Below are 21449 nucleotides of genomic sequence, written 5' to 3'. Positions count from 1 at the left end.
TTTCGTCCTTTTTAAACAATGGATCGTCTTCGATAAAATAACAAACCTGGCATTGCGAGGCCAATTGCTAACCCTGCAATGATAAACATGGCTTGTAAAAAGTTATCGATCAGAATACTAAATAATTGTGCATCATAGCCATTTTGGTTTATTTCAACTAGAGCGATCATCGCTTTAAATGCATAAACTCCCGGTACCATTGGAATCATGGCGGCAACAGTAAAGACTTTTGGGTGAGCTAAAAAACGATGTGACCAATGAACTCCAACCATACTCACTATAGTTGCTGCAAAAAATGTTGCCCATTCAATAGGTATATTATACGTCATCAGTACAAATCGAATTCCATGCCCAATCGCTCCTCCCAAAGCACAATATTTTAGAGCTTTAACCGGAACATTAAATACCAAAGCAAACCCGACGGCGGGAATAGCGGCAAGAGACATATCAGTAAGCAAAGCAATCAAGAAATCCATTATCTCACCCATACCCATGTCCCGGTTACTGTCATTGCAGCCACGATTCCTAAGCAGGTAGCAAAGGTCAATAAACTTGCCATGAAAAATCGAGCAATTCCCATGTTGATATAACCTTTCAACATATCTGCCACAGAATTAATCAAAGGAAAACCAGGCACTAGCATCAGCACTGAAGATGCCATGGCAGTAAATGGAGCATTGCCTAATTGGTGGATAACCGCTTGAGAGGAAATCACTGTGGTCACAAATGCAGTCACTGCAAAATTGACGAGTGGATTAAAGTTACGATGACCCACTTCTTGGCGAACAAACATGCCACAACAAGATGCGATAAAGGTAATCGCACATATCATTACATCTCCACCCGCTAAACGAGCGAATGCAGCACAAGATAAGCCAATCATAAATAGAACCAACCAACGGTTATATCTAACGGGCTTAATTTGTTCGAGTTTATGGAGCGCTAATCGGTAATCAATAATTTTACGCTCGAGCATAATACAGATTTGCTGAACTTCCGTAACAACCTTCATATTGATGCCACGATCAGGGCAACGGCGCGCGGTAGTAATACAATGCTCATTCATAACAGTGGTTACCACCAATGAACTGGCCGACATTGAGACTTCAACATCCGACATTCCACTTGCTAGGCCTAACCTGCGAGTTAAGTCTCCGACTAAAGTACTTTCAGCACCATGTGCAAGCAGCATTTGACCTGCTTGAATAATCATCCGAGTAATTATTCGTTGTTTTTCATCCATCATTATATTCTCATCAATCCATTGATAATTAGCCTGTGTTGCAGATAAGAGTTATCAGCTTATCTACAATCAGGGTTAGTGCTTAAATTGTGCACTAAAACTTCCCTCAATAGCATGATTTAGGATAAAAAAAAGCTGTGATCCTTAAAGAATCACAGCTTATATATCGATTGATTGCACTGACTAGTGATTGTACTGACTAGTCACGAACGTAGATAACATGACCGTCATCTTCATCATCATCCCAGTCATCATCATCCCACTCTTCGGTAATCACATCTTTACCGCTCATGGCATCTTTATGGTAATCATCCCACTTGAAGTCGACTTTCTCTTCTTCTTCAATCACTTGCTCTTCTTTAGGCAAAGTTTCCATAAACTCAGCTAATTGGAAAGCCAACTCTTTGGTACCTAATTTATTAGAAGCAGAGATCTTTGCGTAATGACCATCCCAACCTAATGCATCGATAATCTGCTGGATCTTTTCATCCACTTCTTCTTCTGGCAGAAGATCGACTTTGTTAAAGATCAACCAACGAGGTTTAGCCGCGACTTTTTCACTGTATTGCTCAAGTTCATCAATGATCGTCAGTGCATTTTCAATTGGATCTGAACCATCAATCGGCAATAGATCAATCATATGCAATAGAACACGACAACGCTCTAAGTGTTTTAAGAATCGAACACCAAGGCCTGCGCCATCCGCGGCACCTTCAATTAGACCAGGAATGTCAGCAATAACAAAACTGCGTTCAGAGCCTGCTCGAACCACACCCAAGCTTGGGATCAAGGTCGTAAATGGATAATCAGCCACTTTAGGCTTCGCCGCAGACACAGCACGAATAAAGGTTGATTTACCTGCATTTGGTAGACCAAGCATACCAACATCAGCAAGCAACAATAGTTCTAAACGTAACTCACGAACTTCACCTTTAGTACCCATAGTCTTTTGACGCGGTGCACGGTTAACTGAAGATTTAAAGCGTTGGTTACCTAAACCATGCCAACCGCCTTTTGCGATCATGATTTTTTGGCCATGCTCGGTAACTTCTGCTACCACTTCATTGGTATGAATATCAATCGCGCGAGTTCCGACAGGTACTTTGATGGTTTTATCTGCACCACGTTTACCCGTACAGTTACCACCACTGCCATTTTTACCACGTTCCGCTTTATGGAAACGTTCAAAGCGGTAATCGACTAGTGTGTTGAGGTTTTCGTCGGCTTGCATGTATACATCACCGCCGTCACCACCGTCACCGCCGTCAGGACCGCCTTTTTCAACAAATTTTTCACGCCAGAAACTAACAACGCCATTACCGCCATCGCCAGCTTCTACTTTTATGGTTGATTCATCAACGAACTTCATTTGCTACTCCACCTGCATTATTGGCAAGTTATTATGAGTGTAGACCACAGACTGTAAATCCCAACTTTCTACTCTCGGCTCTCGGCTCTCGGCTCTCGGCTCTCGGCTCTCGAGGATAAGGTCTAGGGTCTAGGGTCTAGGGTCTAGGGTCTAGGGTCTAGGGTCTAATTATATAACTTTGCTATAAATAAAAAACCCCGCCATAAAGGCAGGGCTTTGAATTCAATAGTAAACAGAAACTTATGCAGTTTCGATGCTTACAAACTTACGGTTCTTAGGACCTTTAACTTCAAATTTAACTTTACCTTCAGATAAAGCAAATAGAGTATGGTCTTTACCGATACCAACATTCGTTCCAGCGTGGAATTTAGTACCACGTTGACGAACAATGATGTTACCAGCTAGAACAGATTCGCCACCAAAACGCTTAACACCTAGGCGTTTGCTTTCTGAGTCGCGACCGTTATTAGTAGAACCACCAGCTTTTTTATGTGCCATGTTAGCTTCTCCTTAGTTAAATTAAGCGCTGATGCCAGTAATTTTGACTTCAGTGAACCACTGACGGTGGCCCATTTGCTTACGAGAATGCTTACGACGACGGAACTTAACGATTTTTACTTTATCGCCACGACCGTGCTTAACTACTTCCGCAGTTACTTTACCGCCAGCAACCAGAGGTGCACCAATAGTGATTTCTTCACCATTAGCAACCATAAGAACTGAATCAAACTCAACGTTTGCGCCAGTTTCTACGTCCAATTTTTCTAAACGAAGAGTTTGACCTTCGCTTACACGGTGTTGTTTACCACCAGATTGGAAAACAGCGTACATATTTTACTCCGCTTTTTCCGCACAGCATCATGTTAGTTATTTTAAACATATCAGGTGTGCGCTTAAACTTGTCATCAATAGGGCGCAGATTCTACTTGAGAGCTTGGCCTTTGACAAGATAAATATTAAAAAAAATGGCGAAAAGATCATCGCCTGATTAAAGTGCGCTAATGATGCCGTTTACACTCGTGTTTATCAATGTTTTTTAGTGTAGAATCCATGATTATTTTTTAAATTTAGGCCTAGCACGCCCTATTCTCAGCTGGAAGAACAATGGATTTTAAAGCTATCCAGGCACTCACTGCCGACGACATGGTAAAAGTGAATGAAACCATTCATGCACAATTGAATTCAGAAGTTAGCCTTATTAATCAACTAGGTTTCTACATTGTTAGTGGTGGTGGCAAACGCCTACGCCCTCTTTTAGCGTTACTATCAGCCAAGGCTTTAGGCTATCAAGGCAAAGACCACATCACTGCTGCTGCGTTTGTAGAATTCATCCATACAGCGACATTGCTACATGATGATGTGGTTGATGAATCGGATATGCGTCGTGGTAAAGAAACCGCTAATGCTGCGTTTGGTAATGCCGCTAGCGTTTTGGTTGGTGACTACATTTACACTCGTTCTTTCCAAATGATGACTAGCCTAGGATCTTTAAAGATCCTCAAGTTAATGAGTGATGCGGTAAACGTAATTGCCGAGGGTGAAGTTCAGCAATTAATGAATTGCAACGATCCGAACACCACCGAAGAAAGCTACATGCAAGTGATCTATTCGAAAACGGCGCGTCTATTTGAAGCGGCGACTCAAATTGGTGCTTTATTGGTTGATGCGCCAAAAGAAACCGAAGTCGCACTGCAAAATTACGGTAAGTACTTAGGCACCGCTTTCCAGTTAATTGATGATGTCATGGATTACACATCTGATGGTAAAGAGATGGGCAAAAATGTCGGTGATGATCTTGCCGAAGGTAAACCTACCCTACCTCTACTTTATGCGATGCAAAACGGTACACCAGAACAAGCCGCTATGATTCGTGATGCGATTGAACACTCGAATGGCATGGAAAAACTGGACGCTATTATGGCCGCCATGCATGAAACGGGTTCACTCGAATACACGACACAACGTGCTGAAGAAGAAGCAGATAAAGCCATTGCAGAACTGGCTATTATTCCAGAGTCAGACTACAAACAAGCTCTTGTTACTCTTGCGCACATGGCAGTTAGAAGGACGAAATAGATTTCCGAAGCTCGAACGCAAAGCTTCTCGTTCGCTTCGCTACTCGTTTATCGAATAAAAAAAGCTCGTCTCTTTTTCAAGAAACGAGCTTTCGAGAAACGAGATTCGCCTAATTTTACTTCGCGAACTCTTCACCTAGAGCAATATCTGATTTAAGTGTATCTAGCATGCTATCAAACGCTTGTTGTTCAAATGCACTTAGCTCACCAAAGCTTAGAATTTCTTCTACGCCTTCTTTACCTAAACGAATAGGTTGCGCGAAGAAGCGTGCGTGCTCGCCATCACCTTCAACGTAAGCACACTCAACAATGCCTTGCTCGCCGTTCAGTGCTTTTACTAGAGATAAACCAAAACGGTAAGCCGCTTGGCCCATAGAAAGCGTTGCAGAACCACCGCCCGCTTTAGCTTCTACGACTTCGGTACCAGCGTTTTGAATACGCTTAGTTAGAGAAGCTAGCTCATCATCAGAGAATTCCACGCCTTTTACTTGAGAAAGTAGAGGTAAGATCGTCACACCAGAGTGACCTCCGATAACCGGAACTTCTAAGCCGTCAAGAGAAACGCTTTTCAATTCAGAAACAAAAGTCTCAGAACGAATCACATCGAGTGTCGTAATACCAAATAGGCGGTTTTTATTGTAAACACCCGCTTTTTTCAATACTTCAGCAGCAATTGGCACGGTTGTATTAACTGGGTTAGTAATGATACCAACACACGCGGTTGGGCAAGTATTCGCAATTTTTTCAGCTAGAGATTTAATGATCCCTGCATTGACATTGAAAAGATCCGAGCGATCCATGCCTGGTTTACGTGCAACACCGGCAGAAATTAGTACCACGTCGGCACCTTCTAATGCTGGCGTTGGATCTTCACCCGCATAACCTTTAATTGAAACCGGAGTAGGTATATGGCTTAAATCAGCAGCAACCCCTGGTGTAACTGGAGCAATATCGTATAAAGCAAGATCTGATCCTGCAGGAAGTCCGTTTTTCAGCAATAAAGCAAGTGCTTGACCAATACCACCAGCAGCACCAATTACAGCTACTTTCATGAGCCTTTCTCCTTCGAAAAATTTGATTATTTTTTTACATTATTTAGGTCTGAGTTTAAGGAGTTGGAACGACACTCCCTAAGAAATTTATGGGGCCTAATCTTAATACCTTCGAAAGTACAATAACTCGATTATAATTACAATTATTCAACATCAGCTTTGCGATATTGAACTCATCCCTTATAAAATCATATATAAATTCAATAACTAAAATTAAAAGCCAAAGCACAATCCAGCTAGTTTTAACAACACTTACAGGGGAAAAGTTAACATAATGATCACAATCTTTTTTTAGCGAAAATTTGACCTAATCGTTTGGTGATCACTGAGCATCTATGCGAAAATATTGAAATTATATGTACCACTAAAAGAATCCATTATGCGAAATAGTGACAAACAAGATAACTTAGTCCGCTCTTTTAAAGCCCTACTAAAAGAAGAATGTTTTGGCTCCCAAGGCGAAATTGTTGATGCGCTGCGAGAAGAAGGCTTTGTCAATATCAACCAATCAAAAGTCTCTCGAATGCTGACTAAGTTTGGTGCGGTAAGAACGCGTAATGCGAAAATGGAAATGGTGTATTGCTTACCGGCAGAGTTAGGTGTTCCTACCGCCTCAAGCTCTTTACGTGAACTAGTGCTCGATGTTGGTCATAACGATGCTTTGGTTGTGATTCATACTGGCCCGGGAGCGGCTCAATTGATAGCTCGTTTGCTTGACTCTCTTGGCAAATCAGAAGGTATTCTTGGAGTCGTTGCAGGTGATGATACGATTTTCATTACGCCAACCTTAAATATTAGTACCAAACAACTATTCGATTCTGTGTGCGAATTATTTGAATACGCAGGTTAAAACCTAAAACTTCCCTCTATCCTAGGGCGTTCTTTTGACTCTTTTTTCCCACTTGTCGTGAACGCCTTCTCATTTTTCATATAATCTTCAATAATTATCTATCTTTATAACCCCCACTCCCAGTATGTTTATTAACAATAAATCAACCTCTCACCTATTGTTGATATACAATGGCAAGGATCGCCATTTCTCATTTTATTGGCATAAAGGAATACGCCATGACTGCCTCTGCATCATATTTTCATCACTTTTTATTTCAGCGCCTCTATAAAATCTTACTGGCTTGCCTATTGGCTATTTCAACCACAGCGGTAAAAGCAGAAGATAATAAAAGCTATATCACAATTGCTACTGGCGCGGTAACGGGCGTTTATTACCCTGCTGGTAGTTCTATATGCAAGTTAATCAATAAAGGCCGTTTACAGCATAATATTCGCTGTTCAGTCGAACCTTCTGCAGGCTCTGTCGATAATATTGATCAAGTGAGACTAGGTAAGAATGATTTAGGGATCACGCAATCAGATTGGCAATACTTTTCTTATCAAGGTAGTAAGGAATTTACCCCTAAAGCGCCATACTCCAACATGCGCGCCCTCTTCTCTTTACACAATGAACCCTTTAATCTCATCGTTCGTAAAGATTCAAACATCAAAAGTGTCGCAGATTTAGCAAGCAAACGAGTCAATATAGGTAATAAAGGCTCTGGCGATCGAGCGACCATGGATAGGATCATGCAGCAATTTGGTTGGTCACCGAAAAGTTTCTCACGAGCAACTGAATTTACCGGAGCGAGCCGAGCTCAAGCGTTATGTGATAATCAAATTGATGCTTTTGTTTCTATTTTAGGTAATCCTAATGCCTCGATAAAAGAAGCGACTACCTCTTGTCAGGCCAAATTAATTCCCGTAACAGGCCCTAAAATCGATAAATTAGTCGATAATACGCCTTATTATGCTGAGACTAGCATTCCGGCAAATCTCTACCCAAACAACGAGAAAGACATCAAAACGTTCGGCACCCTATCGGTTGTATTTGCCGATAAGCGCATGTCTGATGAGCTTGCTTATAACATCACCAAGGCGGTATTTGAGAATCTTGATACCTTTAAGCGTCTGCACCCTGCTTTCGCGATGTTAAAGAAAGAAAATATGATTAAAGATGGCATCTCCGCGCCACTGCATCCGGGCGCTATTCGTTATTATAAAGAAGTTGGATTACTCCCTTAGAGAATAAGCTAAATCGTTAGCAGACTCGGTTTTGTTCAACACCTTGTTGGTATTTTTCAATATTGTCCATCAAGATATTACACAGTGCTTGAATAGAAGAATTGCTCCCCCACGCGACATGTGGAGTGAGAAGTAAGTTTGGTAAGTCCATATTGGCGATAAGCGGATTCGACTCATCAGCAGGCTCTTGAGTAAATACATCACACCCTGCACCGGCAATTTGTTTGGTTTTTAATGCTTCCACCAAGTCCGACTCATTAACTAGTCCACCGCGGCCAGCATTAATTAAAATTGCGCTCGATTTCATCGCTGTCAGTTCTGGCATCGCAATTAAATCTTGCGTGTCATCACTAAGTGGACAATGCAAAGTCAGCACATCAGCCGTTTCAATCACTTTTTCAAATGCCATATAGCCAGGACGCGCAGGTTTTACCCCTTTACGTTCCGCAAACACCACCTTCATGCCAATTGCTTTGGCTAACACGCCAACGGCTTGTCCTAGACTACCACTGCCAATGATCCCTATGGTTGAATCGGCCACATCGGTAATAGGATGAGTAAAGAAACAGAACTGCTTTTGTTTTTGCCACTCACCAGCCGCGATATCTTGGTGATAACCGACTAAATTACGCTTTAGCGCAAACATCATCGCCACCACATGTTCTGGTACAGAGCGCGTTCCATAACCTTGTACATTGGTTACCACTATTCCATGCTCTCGACAGTAGTCTAAATCAACGTTATTGGTTCCTGTCGCCGCGACCGCAATTAACTTGAGTTTCGGGGCTTGAACCAAAACGTCTGCAGTTAATTGCACTTTATTGGTGATCACAATATCGGCCGATGCAATACGCTCAACCACCTTCTCCGCTGGCGTTAAATCAAACTGTTGCCATTGATGTTCAAAGGTTAAGTTTGGCACGCGAATATGTTCAGGAATGGTCGCGTGATCTAAAAAAACCACCGTTGGTTTGCTAGGTAAATGAGTGGGAGGGATCGGCATGTAAAATCCTTTTCGGCCTGAAAGTAAATAACCTCTACGACGATACCAAAGTTTTATAATCTGGCAACTCAGGTTCAGCGCTAAAGTGTTGCAAAATTTGCGCTTTTACGTCGGGATAAAAATCACATTCAACAAACGCCGTTGCTAATTGATTATCTTTGGGATGATAGAAACTCAGTTCAGCAGAATGCAATTGCAACCGCTCGGAGTACTCTAACGCCTTTGGAGTCGCATAGAATTCATCACCAACAATCGGATAACCAAGCGCCATCATATGCACTCGTAATTGGTGTGAGCGTCCTGTGATCGGTAGCAAACGAACTATGGTCGTCTGCTCTTCTCTCGCCACTACTTGATAACGGGTTAAAGAAGGCTTGCCATCTTGGTGACACACTTTCTGCCTCGGGCGATTTGGCCAATCACAAATCAGAGGCAAATCAATCTCACCTTGGTCTTGCTCTACACTTCCCCATACTCGCGCATAATAAATTTTATGAGTGAGGCGATACTGGAATTGCTTCTTAATATGACGTTCTGCTTCTTTGGTTAAAGCAAATAACATCAAACCAGAGGTTGCCATATCCAAACGATGCACCACTTCAATATTTGGATAAGTCTCACGTAAGCGGCTCCAAATACTGTCGTAATGTTCTGCCAAGCGCCCCGGTACCGACAACAAACCCGCAGGCTTATTCGCCACCAGAATATGCTCATCTTGATAGACGATATCCGTCCAAGGGTCGGTGGGTGGAAGGTATTCAAGTAGGGCCATGAAAGGGTTCCTGGGTTCTAGGTTAGATTCTACGAACTAAAGTAAGAAAAGTGGTTAAATAAAACGTTTCTCGGCAGCTCGTTGCTCGTAACTCGAAAAGATAACATCGAGCTACGAGCAACGAATTTTCCGAGTGACGTATTACTGATGAGCAACCACGATCAAACGCAGAGAATCAAGCTGTAGCTGCGCGGTTTCGATGTAACCAGACAGCGTTTCGATTTGCGTTTCAATGGCGCTAATTTCTTCATCACGAATGTTTGGATTGACGGCTTTAAGTGCCAATAAACGTTCTAACTCAGAGTTAAGCTTTTGCTGCATCTCAGATTTCGCGGTTTGGCGCACTTCATCCAGTTTAGGCAATACCGCTTGCTCAGCACTTTCAATTAACGAGTGAATCTGATCTTGCACTGAACTCGCCACTTTACTCGCCATATGACGATTAATCGGGCTAAGTTGGCGGTTAAATGTGTCAAACGGTACTTGTTCTGAAAGTTCGTTACCTTTGCCATCCATCAATAAACGAATTGGCGTTTTTGGCAAGAATTGGTTAATGCCACTGCGTTTTGGCGCTTGAGCATCCACTAAATACACTAGCTCTAAGAACATAGTGCCAACCGGTAGCGCTTTGTTTTTTAATAACGAAACTGCATTAGTACCGACATTCTCGCTAAGCAGTAGATCAATACCACCTTGGATCATTGGGTGCTCCCAACTCATAAAGTTCATATCTTCACGAGAAAGCGCAGTATCGCGATCAAAAGTAATGGTCGCACCTTCATAAGGTAAACCAGGGTAGCTTGGCACCATCATGTGTTCTGATGGCGTCACCACTAGTGCATTTTCACCTTTGTCATCTTGGTTTAAACCTATGGTATCAAACAAGCCGAGTGCAAAGGTCACCAAGTTAGTATCATTATCACCAGATGCGATAGTTTCCGTGATTTTTTGCGCTTTTTCGCCACCGTTCGAGTGAATTTCTAGCAAACGGTCACGGCCTTGTTCTAATTTCGATTTCAATTGTTTATTGAGCGCTGCCGATTGCTCGACTAAATGGTCCAATTCGCTCATGTCGCCAGAGGCTAGCATGGCAATTAAATTGGCAGAATATTCATCATACACCGCGTGACCTGTTGGGCAGGTTTCTGCAAACGCATTCAAACCTTGGTGATACCAATGAGCCAAAATTGATTGCGCTGAATTTTCTAAATGCGGAACGAAAATTTCAATATCACGAGTTTGGCCAATACGGTCTAAACGGCCGATACGTTGTTCTAGTAGGTCTGGATTGAATGGCAAGTCGAACATCACCAACTGATTGGCAAACTGGAAGTTACGTCCTTCAGAGCCAATTTCAGAACAGATCAGTACCTGCGCTCCACCTTCTTCTTGCGCAAAATATGCAGCGGCTTTATCACGCTCAAGAATCGACATACCTTCATGGAATACTGTGGCACGAATACCTTCACGCTCACGCAAAGCTTGCTCTAGTTGCAAGGCAGTAGAAGAGCGTGATGCGATCACTAAGATCTTTTCAGAGCGTTTTTCTAATACTTTATCGATAAGCCAAGTTACGCGAGGATCGAACGTCCACCATGAGGTTTTATCGCCTTCTAGATCTTGTAAGATCTCTTCTGGATACAAGTTTTTCAGCGCTTGAGTTTGCTCAGGCAATTCGCCATCCATCATCTTAGAAACACGCATTGCTCGAGTGTATTGCTCAGGCATTGGCATTTCTAGCATGTGCACGTGGCGCTCAGGAAAACCTTGGATCGCGGCACGAGTATTACGGAACAATATGCGTCCAGTACCATGACGATCCATTAAGTTATCAATCAACTCTTGGCGAGCTAAGGTTTTCTGCTCAATATCAAATTCAGCTTGTGAGCTACAACCATCTAAAATTCTAAATAGCGGCTCGGCATCTTGCTCTGATAGCAACTCAGTAATGCTATTTTTTTGGTCGTTAGTCAGCGGCTTGCCAGATTCTAAGCTTGCGACCGCTTCAGCTACCGGTGCGTATTGCTGCTCTTCTTTCACAAAAGTTGGGTAGTCAAAAAAGCGGTCTGAATCAAGTAAACGCAGTCGAGCAAAATGACTCTCATGGCCTAGTTGCTCAGGGGTTGCAGTAAGAAGAAGCACGCCAGCGATTTTTGCCGCTAAGCCTTCTATCATTTGATATTCACGGCTTGGTGCGTCAACACTCCACTCTAGGTGATGGGCTTCATCGACGACCAATAAATCCCAATCAGCGGCTAAGGCTTGATTGAAACGTTTTTCATTCTTTTTCAAGAAATCGAGTGAACATAAGACATATTGCTGAGTATCAAATGGATTCAATGCATCGGCTTGCGACTCTAGGCAACGTTCTTCATCGAACACCGAAAAATGCAGATTGAAGCGACGCATCATTTCGACTAACCATTGGTGCTGCAACGTTTCCGGCACCACAATCAAGATACGCTCAGAACGACCGGTTAATACTTGCTGGTGAATGATCATGCCCGCTTCAATAGTTTTACCTAGGCCAACTTCATCGGCCAGTAGCACGCGAGGCGCATGACGACGCCCCACTTCATGGGCAATATAAAGCTGATGCGGAATAAGGCCAGCACGCATACCACAAAGACCACGCATTGGGCTTTTATGCTGCTGATATTGATTGGTTAATGCGTTGTAGCGTAGGACAAAGTTATCCATACGATCAATTTGACCGGCAAACAATTTATCTTGCGGCTTATTAAAGCGAATTTGGTGGTTTAAGAAAATCTCACGTAATACAACATCGCTTTCTTGGTTATCTTGGCGAGTACCGATATAGCTGATCACATCATCTTGTACTTCGATATGCTCAACTTTTAAAGTCCAACCTTCTTGGCTTTCAATAACATCACCGACATTAAACACCACTCGAGTGATCGGCGCATCATTACGGGCATACAAACGGTTTTCTTCTGATGCAGCAAACATCAAGGTTACAGTTCGAGCATCAAGCCCGACGACTGTCCCTAATCCTAAATCGCTTTCTGTATCACTAATCCAACGCTGACCTAACGCAAATGCCATGTAATCGACTACCTTATGAATCTAACTTTATTGAAATCTATTTTAGTGGTTTTTAAAGAAATATTCTTCCCTCAAACCCCATTTAAATACGCTTTCCCGACAAGGAAAAAGCCGCACATCTTACTTGATGAGCCTAGATATATCATCCTGATTTGAAGTTAATTTTCGCCTTGACATAAAAGTGTCAATATTTGAGAGGTAAATTAGAGCTGAAAGTAAAAATCTTTCATATACTCAACTTAAGCATTCAGATAGTTTTGCATTAAAAATCTATCGTTGCTTATCAATGAAAAGGGTTTGATCGTTATGTAGCTGCACGCTACCGACACTCTCGATAGCGAAAATAGGAACAGGACGTTCCCTATATACTGTAGCTGCCTCTAGCAATCAAACATTGCTAGCCTTCCGCACCGCGGAACAAGGAGACGCTATGGGCTCGACTGACAGAACGCTAACCAGCCGTAACTCACACGACGATAAATCATCGCGCAAAATCTTTGTCCTTGATACCAACATCCTACTCCACGAACCCCACGCCATATACTCATTCCAAGAACACGATGTCGTCATTCCAATGACAGTATTAGAAGAACTTGATCGCATCAAAGACAGCAAACGTGATGTTGCTCGAGATGCCCGAGTTGCCATTCGAGCCCTAGAAGCAATTTTCCACGATGCAACGCCCGATGAAATATCTCAAGGCATTCCTTTTGCTAAGGATAATCAAGCTACTGGCACCATTTCGATTCTGGCCGATTTTGATATCCAAGATAGTGATAAAGCCTTTGCCGATAAAGCCGGCGACAACCGCATTTTAAATGGTGTGATTGCCCTGCAAAACCGTCGCGCACCACGAGAAGTCGTATTGATCACCAAAGATATCAATATGCGCTTACGAGCCAAAGGCGCTGGTGTTCAATATGTTGAAGACTACCGAACTGACCAATTAATTGATGATGTGCAGTTCCTAACTAAAGGCTTTAATGAATACCAAGGCAGCTTTTGGGATAACTTTAAACAAGTAGAAAGCCACAACTGCGGCAGTAAAACTTTTCATACCGTTGATCGAGAAGGCTTAGAGCCAACCTTTATTAATCAATATATTATCGATGAAGATACCGACTTTGCTGGCCGTGTTGAAGAGCTGCATCCGACAAGTGCCAAAATTAAAGACCTTAGCCGAGAACGGCTGATGCACCGACATGCTTGGGATATTTATCCGAAAAATGTCTATCAAGGAATGGCAATGGATGCCTTGCTTGATCCTGAAATTGATTTGGTGATTTTAACCGGTGCAGCGGGTAGTGGTAAAACTATGCTTGCCATGGCCGCGGCGTTAGAGATGACCATCGAGAAAAAAATGTTCGATAAGATCATCGTCACTCGCAATACCCCCGATATCGGTGAAGCCATTGGTTTCTTACCTGGCACGGAAGAAGAAAAAATGATGCCTTGGCTGGCGGCAATTACCGATACGCTAGAAGCGCTGCATAAAAACGATCATTGTACTGAAGGCTCATTAAAGTACATTTGTGATAAAGCTAATATTCAATTCAAATCCATCAACTTTATGCGTGGCCGCTCGATTCAAAATGCGTTTGTATTACTTGATGAATGCCAAAACCTGACTGCTTCTCAAATCAAAACCATCATTACTCGTTGTGGTGAAGGCACCAAAATTGTCTGCTCGGGTAATCTGGCGCAAATCGATTCCACTTACTTAACGCCTGTCACTTCAGGGTTAACTTACATGGTTGAACGTTTTAAAAACTTCGAAGGTAGTGCCAACATTCACTTAAATGGCGTGGTTCGTAGCCGTTTAGCGGAGTTCGCCGAAGAAAACCTATAACAACGCTAAAACAAAGGAAATAATAGCAATCAAGGTGCACACAGTGTGCCTTGATTGTCTAGTGAATAACTTAGAATTGAATATTATTAAACTTTATTTGATAAAACCAAAAAATATTAGCCTTTAAACGATATCAACTATAGAATCCCCCTCCCTCTGCCAGTATCACACGGACTGCTACACTAAAACGGACTAGAATATAAAAATAAGGCAGCTTTTGTTTCGGAGTGATTATGTCTACTGATATACGTTTTATTCTCAAAGGGTTTGGCCAATTTCTATTGCTCGCTTTGCTTGTTACTTTGCCGGTTGCCACTCTTAGCTATGATCTGATCTACCTCAAACAAGGGATCGGTGAAACCTCATTAACTGAATACTTTCAGGAAATCATCCTACTACTTAGCTCACTATCTTTTGCTTATACCGCTTATAAAGAACCTTCTACTCGACATTTTTGCACTTTAGTGGCTGGCTTTTTCGGTTGTATGTTTATCCGAGAATTAGATGGCTTATTTGATCAAATATTTCATGGGTTTTGGGTCGTTCCTGCACTCATTCTTGCTGTAACCTGTACGATATTCGCCTCAAGAAATATCAAACAAACCATACACACATTTTCGCATTTTACTCAAAGTCGCCATTTCTTCTCACTATGTATAGGGATGGCATTACTACTGGTATTTTCGCGCTTATTTGGTATGGGGCATTTTTGGCAAGGTATTCTCGGGCCGGAATACAATAGAATCATCAAACGCGTTGCAGAAGAAGGGCTAGAGGTTCTAGGCTATACCGTCATTTTCTATTCATCATTAGGCTACCTACAAAGCTTCTTAACTTGGCGTAAATATCGTCTCGAAGGTGAAAGTTACTCTGAATTTATCGGTAAGCGAAATCAGTTTTTTACCGATCGTCTGACGAAAAAATCTTAACCTCATTTTTAATATAAAAGATAAACTCACAGCCTTTGATATTGACGATATCAAAGGCTGTTTTAATTTCCGCTCGCTTTAAGAAATTCTCTTAAGTGAGCGTTAGTACTTTGTTGGGTTAACTGTGAGATTTGATCGCACTCTGTCACTTGTCCTTGCTCCATAAAGGCAAAATGACTACCTATCGATTTAGCATCTGACAAATGATGCGTCACCATCAATACCGTGATATTGCGCTCTTTAGCTAGCCTTGCCACCAGCGACAACATCTCTTGACGTAAAATAGGGTCTAACGCTGAAAAAGGCTCATCCAACAACCAAATCGAATGTGGCTGTACAAAGCATCTTGCCAGTGCGACGCGTTGCCGCTGTCCGCCCGATAACTGCTCAGGCAGGCGATCTAATAGTTCAACAATACCAACTTGCTGAGCGGCTTGTTCCACTTGCTGTTTTTGCTGGCTCGTTAATTTCAGGCCGGGATGTAAACCCAGTCCAATATTTTGCCTTACCGTTAAGTGGCTGAATAAATTATGCTCTTGAAACAGCATTGCCAGTGGCCTTTGGTGAGGCTGTAAACCAACCACAGCTAAACCATCGACGTTAATCTTCCCTTGTTTAGGTTCAATAAAACCGGCGATTAAACTGAGTAAGGTTGATTTGCCAGAGCCACTAGGCCCCATCAAAGCCATAATCGAGCCACGCTCTACCTGTAAGTCAAAATGAAAGGTTTCACTTTGATAATCATAAATGACTTGTTGGATCTCAATGGCACTATCAGACATGGTAATTCTTCTTCATAATTAACGGCTACTTCGTTTAAACACGACATCAATCAAGCTAAAACAGATGACACTAAACACCAATAAACACAGTGAGACCATCGCCGCCGCAGGCATTTGATAGCTTCCCAGTAGTTGAAATAAATACAAAGGCAATGTAGTGAAAGATTGGTTACCAAATAGTGCCACGGCGCTTAAATCGCCCATCGAAAACATAAAGCTAATCGCAAAGGCGTGAGCTATGGGTTTATTCAGCGCTTTCCATTCAACCATTTTAAAACGAGTCCAACCTGTCATACCTAGGCTTTGACATAAAAATTGATATTGCTGGGCAGTTTGTAACATTGGCTGCGACAAGGTTTTGATGATGTAAGGCAACGCCATTAGGCCATTCACTAAAATCACCATCACAAAAGCAAGGCTGAATACGTCAACTTGATTACGCAGTAATAAAAACAGTCCGGTACTAATCACAATTCCCGGTGTCACCAAGATAATCGTGCCCATCAATTCTAAACGCCCTGCCCACTGACTACGCCCTTTCAAATGCCAAGCGCGACTGGTAAATAAAATTGCGATGCCCATCAGCAAGGCAAGTGAACTGGCTAATGTTGCGACTTTCAGCGAGGCCATCAACGCCTGCCAAAACTTAGCATCTTGCAGCACACTCAATGATTGAGGATTCAAACCTTGCCATATCACCATCAATAAAGGTGGTAGCACAAGCAACATTGCCGCTATGATCCAAATGCTATCCCAAACTTTCGCTAAACGAGAATCTGACCACACCGGTAACACTTGTTGGCTAGCCTGAGTCGAAGCTGGCAAGGTTTTCGCTAAACGCAATAATAGTAAACTTAACCCACCACATAGCAGCATTTGCCATAACGCGAGAATCGCGCCAGCTTGTAGGTCAAAATCAAACTTAATCGCTTGGTAGATAGCCAGTTCAATCGTGGTCGACTTAGGCCCGCCACCTAATGCCATAACCGTCGAAAAGCTAGTAAAGCACAGCATAAACACTAGGCCAGCGACATGTGGAAGTTGCTGTCTCATACGGGGCCACTCAACTTGGCGAAACTTCTGCCATCCATTCATTCCCAAGTGAGAACACAATTTATGTTGCTCATTAGGAATCGACTCTAAAGCATGCAATAACAAGCGACAGGCGTAAGGTAAGTTAAAAAAGACATGAGCGACTAGAATGCCACTTAGGCCATAAATCGAAAAGGGTAAACGAGCATCAAAAGCTTTGAATACGCTGGCGACCAAGCCACTGTTACCTAAAATTGCTAAAATACCGAATACCCCAACCAACACCGGCAATACCAATGTTGAAGCAAACAGTTTCAATAACAGCGACTTGCCTATAAATTCTCGTCGAGATAACGCATGAGCAACCGGAATCGCCAAACCGACACTCAACAAAGTCGAAAAGAATGCCTGATAGAAGCTAAAGAAGGTGATATGTCGATAATAAGGATCGGATAAAATCCAACTAATATTCAGCGTTGGAGCGTGCTGAACTAGTGCCCCAATGGTTGCACAGACAAACGTAGCAATCGCCAGCGCAACCGCAATACCTAACTTAGGAACCGGAACATTAATCACACTAGCAACCTACTAGATCCTTAAAAACGAAAAGAGTTACCATGAGGTTATTGCGACAAAGCCATCTGCCACTCACGAGTCCAACCTTTCAACTGCTTAGCAACGGTTTCTGGCTCTAACGACAACATCTTGCTTGGCACCGTTAATTGCTCATAACCTTTCGGCAACTCAACATCGGTTACTGGGTACATCCAATTACCGGTTGCCATCACGGATTGGAAATCATCGGTTAAGATAAAATGCATAAACTCATCGGCTAATTTAGGATGCTTGGTACTTGCCACTTTGGCTGCCAATTCTATCTGAGCATATTGGCCTTCAACAAAATTAGCCGCTGCATATTGGTCATCATTTTCAGCAATAATGTGATAAGCCGGAGAGGTACTATAAGACAACACCATATCGCTCTCCCCTTTTAAGAACATAGGGTAAGAGTCTGACCAACCTTTGCTCACCGTAACTGTTTTATCGGCAATTTTTTGCCATGCTTGCGCCGCGTCATCACCATAAACCGCTTTCACCCACAGCAATAAACCTTGGCCAGTAATCGAGGTACGTGGATCTTGATAAATGATATTAAAATCATCACGCTCGACTAATTCTTTTAAGCTTTTCGGTGGGTTGTTCATTTTGGTTTTGTTGTACACAAAGGCAAAATAACCGTAATCAAAAGGCACAAAATAAGGATTATTCCAACCACCAGGAATGGTGACTTGAGAAGTATCAACATCATGCTTGGCAAGTAGTCCCGTTTGCTGAGCTTGCGCCATAATGTTGTTATTGAGCCCTAGTACCACATCTGCTTTGGTATTGTTGCCTTCCAAACGAATACGACTTAACACCGAACCGCCATCATCCAAGGCAACAAAATTCAGATTACAGTCACATTGGCTTTCAAAAGCTTGTTTGATTTTCGGACCTGGGCCCCAATCAGACGTAAAAGAGTCGTAGGTATAAACGGTTAAGGTAGGCTTTTGCTTAGCTGACTCTGAAGTAGAAAGCTCTGAACTAGCAAGCGCTGAAGTAGAAAAGGTCGCCGCACAAGAGAGAGCAAGAAAAGTAAGCGCTTTAGGTGTGAAGTTCACTAGATTAATCCTTATTTAGTGAGCGGCACAGGGAAAAGGAGGAAAAACCCACTCAATTCCTACGCCAGCATTATCTGGTTCAGGTCACGGGTGTTATCTCAGCTAAATCACATGATTCAGCACCCCGATGAGTTGTATAAATTGTAAAGTGTTGCTTAGCAGGAGGCGAGTAGTTCTCCGCTATTAATAATAATACTGTTAGCTAGAGCGTTGATCATAGCCCCAACGAGGCACTAAACCTTGTTCAATACCTAAATGATCGAGAATTCTCGCCACCATAAAGTCAACTAAATCTTCAATGGTTTTCGGTTGATGATAAAAACCCGGTGCCGCCGGCATTATGGTGACGCCCATTTGCGATAGCTTGTGCATATTCTCTAAATGCAAAGTTGAAAATGGCGTTTCGCGTACCACTAATAATAATTGGCCACGTTCTTTCATTACCACATCGGCAGCGCGTTCAATTAAATTATCCGACATGCCGTGAGCAATCGAAGCCACACTACCCGCAGAACATGGACACACTACCATTTGTTTTGGCGCAGCCGATCCTGAGGCAACAGGCGAAAACCAATCCTCTTTACCACATACGATTAACTTATCACTGCGGCATTTAAGGTGTTCAACCAAAGCTTTTTGCGCCGCTTCTGGGCCACTTGGTAACTTTAAATCATGCTCGGTTGCCATCACGACACGGGCCGCTGATGAGATCAACAAATAAACGGTGTAGTCCGCCGCTAGCAAACACTCTAATAGACGTAGTCCATAAGGTGCGCCAGAGGCACCAGTGAAAGCTAGAGTGATTTTCTTTTCCATCAATTGAGACATGTTCACTTCCTCAACAGAGAATGAGTTTGGCGAGCAAAAGGATCATAGTGATCTTTTTACCACTAATGATCTTTTTGCTTGCCATGATCTTTAGGCTTATGGTGATCTTTTTACTACTTTTGCTGTAAAGCATGTAATAACTTGGCGTGGATCCCTTCAAAGCCGCCGTTACTCATCACTAAGATCTGATCGCCTGTTTGCGCTTGAGCCACAATATGTTCCACAAAGCTGTCAATATTGTCATCGACATAACTTGGTTGAGAGCACTGTTGCGCCACCTCTTCTACCGACCATTGAATATTACTTGGCTGATAGAGGCAAACTTGATCGGCATGCTTAAAAGCGGCGGCTAAAGTTTGCTTATGCACGCCCATTTTCATAGTACTTGAACGAGGCTCAAACACCGCGATAATTTTGCTGTCACCGACTTTATTACGTAACCCTTCTAACGTGAGATCAATCGCGGTTGGATGGTGAGCAAAATCGTCATAGACCTTAATGCCCTTCACTTCACCCTTGAGCTCTAAACGACGCTTAGTATTGATGAATTTACCCAATGCCTCACAAGCTAGATCTGGCGTAACACCTACATGGCGCGCCGCGGCAATCGCCATCAATGCATTATTCACATTATGCTCACCAACTAAATCCCACACTACATCGCCGTGATGTTTGCCATCTAAATACACTTGGAAGTGACTGCCATCTTTTTTCACTTTTTCAGCTTTCCAGTGGCCATCGTCGCCGATGTACTCTAATTCACTCCAGCAACCACGCTTAATTACATCTTTCAAACCATCATCATTGCTTGGCGTCAAAATACGACCATTGCCCGGTACAGTGCGGACTAGATGATGGAATTGGCGCTTAATCGCTTCCAGATCGTCGAAGATGTCTGCATGATCGAACTCTAAATTGTTCATCACTAATGTTCGTGGGTGGTAATGCACAAACTTAGAACGCTTATCGAAAAAAGCACTGTCATATTCATCTGCTTCGACCACAAAAAACATACTTTCGCCCAAACGAGCCGACACACCGAAGTTGCCCAATACGCCTCCGACTAAGAAGCCCGGTGCATAACCGCAATCTTCTAAAATCCAAGACAACATACTCGAAGTCGTCGTTTTGCCATGAGTACCCGATACGGCAAGAACCCAACGGTCATGCAATAAAAACTCTTGTAGCCACTGTGGCCCAGAGGTGTATTTCAAGTTGTTATTTAAAACATATTCAACACAAGGATTTCCACGGCTCATTGCATTACCTATCACAACAAGATCCGGCGCAGGCTCAAGCTGAGAAGGGTCAAAGCCTTCAATAATATCAATACCTTGAGATTCAAGTAATGTGCTCATCGGCGGATAAACATTAGCATCACAACCTGTCACTTTATGTCCGAGTTGACGTGCTAAAACGGCAGCTCCACCCATAAATGTGCCACAAATACCGAGAATATGAATATGCATAACAATGGTTCCAATCCAACTATTAGGATCTAAAAAAATGAATGTACGATAATTCTGAATAGTACCGTAAACACAAAGAAAAGTATGGTTAGAATTGAAAGGATATAAACTGAAATAAAAATTAAACATTTTCTACTGTTGGCATAGTTACTTCATTACCATAAAAAAGTTTATCCTTTTACAATGAGTTAGCCCCGAACACACCCGTAATAGGTGTATACCGCTTAACGACACAAAAGGACT

General features: G+C 42.6%; 19 protein-coding genes and 1 riboswitch. Of the genes, 5 read left to right on the top strand and 14 right to left on the bottom strand.

The features are described from left to right. Window positions 1–11: 11 nt before the first annotated feature. The 5 genes from L3V25_RS05900 to rplU form a co-directional block, all read right to left on the bottom strand. On the bottom strand, window positions 12–494 hold the full coding sequence (locus L3V25_RS05900) for a threonine/serine exporter family protein (RefSeq protein ID WP_083962848.1): 483 nt from the start codon (window positions 492–494) through the stop codon (window positions 12–14). Then, complete coding sequence (locus L3V25_RS05895; RefSeq protein WP_237294968.1) at window positions 476–1243, bottom strand: threonine/serine exporter ThrE family protein; 768 nt, start codon at window positions 1241–1243, stop codon at window positions 476–478. Before L3V25_RS05895 ends, L3V25_RS05900 begins: the two co-directional genes overlap by 19 nt. Window positions 1244–1442: 199 nt before the next feature. Next, complete coding sequence (cgtA, locus tag L3V25_RS05890; protein ID WP_027697873.1) at window positions 1443–2612, bottom strand: Obg family GTPase CgtA; 1170 nt, start codon at window positions 2610–2612, stop codon at window positions 1443–1445. A gap of 240 nt (window positions 2613–2852) precedes the next feature. Continuing rightward, window positions 2853–3110 carry a 50S ribosomal protein L27 gene (gene rpmA, locus L3V25_RS05885; protein ID WP_017026335.1) on the bottom strand — a complete coding sequence of 86 codons (258 nt, stop codon included), beginning with the start codon at window positions 3108–3110 and terminating at the stop codon, window positions 2853–2855. Between the two features lie 21 nt (window positions 3111–3131). Continuing rightward, a complete protein-coding gene (rplU, locus tag L3V25_RS05880; protein ID WP_089122172.1) occupies window positions 3132–3443 on the bottom strand; it encodes a 50S ribosomal protein L21 in 312 nt (103 codons plus the stop codon). A gap of 273 nt (window positions 3444–3716) precedes the next feature. On the opposite strand from rplU, the gene ispB reads away from it, so the two are divergent. Continuing rightward, window positions 3717–4688, top strand: coding sequence for an octaprenyl diphosphate synthase (gene ispB, locus L3V25_RS05875; protein ID WP_237294528.1), 972 nt, complete (start codon window positions 3717–3719; stop codon window positions 4686–4688). 115 nt (window positions 4689–4803) lie between these two features. Here the strand turns inward: ispB and mdh are convergent, their stop codons facing one another. Beyond that, window positions 4804–5739: a malate dehydrogenase gene (mdh, locus tag L3V25_RS05870; protein ID WP_237294527.1), complete on the bottom strand. Its 936-nt coding sequence runs from the start codon at window positions 5737–5739 to the stop codon at window positions 4804–4806. Window positions 5740–6118: 379 nt separating this feature from the next. On the opposite strand from mdh, the gene argR reads away from it, so the two are divergent. Together argR and L3V25_RS05860 are read left to right on the top strand one after the other, a co-directional pair. Continuing rightward, on the top strand, window positions 6119–6589 hold the full coding sequence (gene argR / locus L3V25_RS05865; protein WP_144387537.1) for a transcriptional regulator ArgR: 471 nt from the start codon (window positions 6119–6121) through the stop codon (window positions 6587–6589). A 218-nt stretch (window positions 6590–6807) separates the two neighbouring features. Next, window positions 6808–7815, top strand: a complete 1008-nt coding sequence (locus L3V25_RS05860; protein WP_237294526.1) for a TAXI family TRAP transporter solute-binding subunit — start codon at window positions 6808–6810, stop codon at window positions 7813–7815. A 16-nt stretch (window positions 7816–7831) separates the two neighbouring features. Here L3V25_RS05860 and L3V25_RS05855 read toward each other — a convergent pair whose 3' ends face one another. The 3 genes from L3V25_RS05855 to rapA form a co-directional block, all read right to left on the bottom strand. Continuing rightward, window positions 7832–8818 (bottom strand): D-2-hydroxyacid dehydrogenase, encoded by a 987-nt coding sequence (locus tag L3V25_RS05855; RefSeq protein WP_237294525.1) that lies wholly within the window; start codon window positions 8816–8818, stop codon window positions 7832–7834. Window positions 8819–8852: 34 nt separating this feature from the next. Beyond that, window positions 8853–9590, bottom strand: coding sequence for a bifunctional tRNA pseudouridine(32) synthase/23S rRNA pseudouridine(746) synthase RluA (gene rluA, locus L3V25_RS05850; RefSeq protein ID WP_237294524.1), 738 nt, complete (start codon window positions 9588–9590; stop codon window positions 8853–8855). A 141-nt stretch (window positions 9591–9731) separates the two neighbouring features. After that, window positions 9732–12656: an RNA polymerase-associated protein RapA gene (gene rapA, locus L3V25_RS05845; protein WP_237294523.1), complete on the bottom strand. Its 2925-nt coding sequence runs from the start codon at window positions 12654–12656 to the stop codon at window positions 9732–9734. A 430-nt stretch (window positions 12657–13086) separates the two neighbouring features. Here rapA and L3V25_RS05840 point away from each other — a divergent pair, with 430 nt between their 5' ends. Beyond that, window positions 13087–14505 carry a PhoH family protein gene (locus L3V25_RS05840; RefSeq protein WP_237294522.1) on the top strand — a complete coding sequence of 473 codons (1419 nt, stop codon included), beginning with the start codon at window positions 13087–13089 and terminating at the stop codon, window positions 14503–14505. Between the two features lie 233 nt (window positions 14506–14738). After that, window positions 14739–15434, top strand: a complete 696-nt coding sequence (locus L3V25_RS05835; protein ID WP_237294521.1) for a hypothetical protein — start codon at window positions 14739–14741, stop codon at window positions 15432–15434. A gap of 62 nt (window positions 15435–15496) precedes the next feature. Here L3V25_RS05835 and thiQ read toward each other — a convergent pair whose 3' ends face one another. From thiQ to mpl, 5 genes are all read right to left on the bottom strand, one after another. After that, window positions 15497–16216, bottom strand: a complete 720-nt coding sequence (thiQ, locus tag L3V25_RS05830) for a thiamine ABC transporter ATP-binding protein (RefSeq protein ID WP_237294520.1) — start codon at window positions 16214–16216, stop codon at window positions 15497–15499. A gap of 18 nt (window positions 16217–16234) precedes the next feature. After that, window positions 16235–17821, bottom strand: a complete 1587-nt coding sequence (thiP, locus tag L3V25_RS05825; RefSeq protein WP_237294967.1) for a thiamine/thiamine pyrophosphate ABC transporter permease ThiP — start codon at window positions 17819–17821, stop codon at window positions 16235–16237. Between the two features lie 50 nt (window positions 17822–17871). Further along, window positions 17872–18909: a thiamine ABC transporter substrate binding subunit gene (gene thiB, locus L3V25_RS05820; protein WP_237294519.1), complete on the bottom strand. Its 1038-nt coding sequence runs from the start codon at window positions 18907–18909 to the stop codon at window positions 17872–17874. A gap of 39 nt (window positions 18910–18948) precedes the next feature. Then, window positions 18949–19046: riboswitch (TPP riboswitch) on the bottom strand. A 61-nt stretch (window positions 19047–19107) separates the two neighbouring features. Then, window positions 19108–19737 (bottom strand): flavin prenyltransferase UbiX, encoded by a 630-nt coding sequence (locus tag L3V25_RS05815; protein ID WP_237294518.1) that lies wholly within the window; start codon window positions 19735–19737, stop codon window positions 19108–19110. Between the two features lie 113 nt (window positions 19738–19850). Next, complete coding sequence (gene mpl, locus L3V25_RS05810) at window positions 19851–21206, bottom strand: UDP-N-acetylmuramate:L-alanyl-gamma-D-glutamyl-meso-diaminopimelate ligase (RefSeq protein ID WP_237294517.1); 1356 nt, start codon at window positions 21204–21206, stop codon at window positions 19851–19853. Between the last annotated feature and the right edge of the window lie 243 nt (window positions 21207–21449).

This window comes from Vibrio sp. CK2-1 (assembly GCF_021726515.1).
In the GTDB taxonomy this organism is placed as follows: Bacteria; Pseudomonadota; Gammaproteobacteria; order Enterobacterales; family Vibrionaceae; genus Vibrio.
The sequence above is the reverse complement of the archived record's forward strand: the minus strand, read 5'-3'. Positions and strand labels throughout refer to the sequence as shown.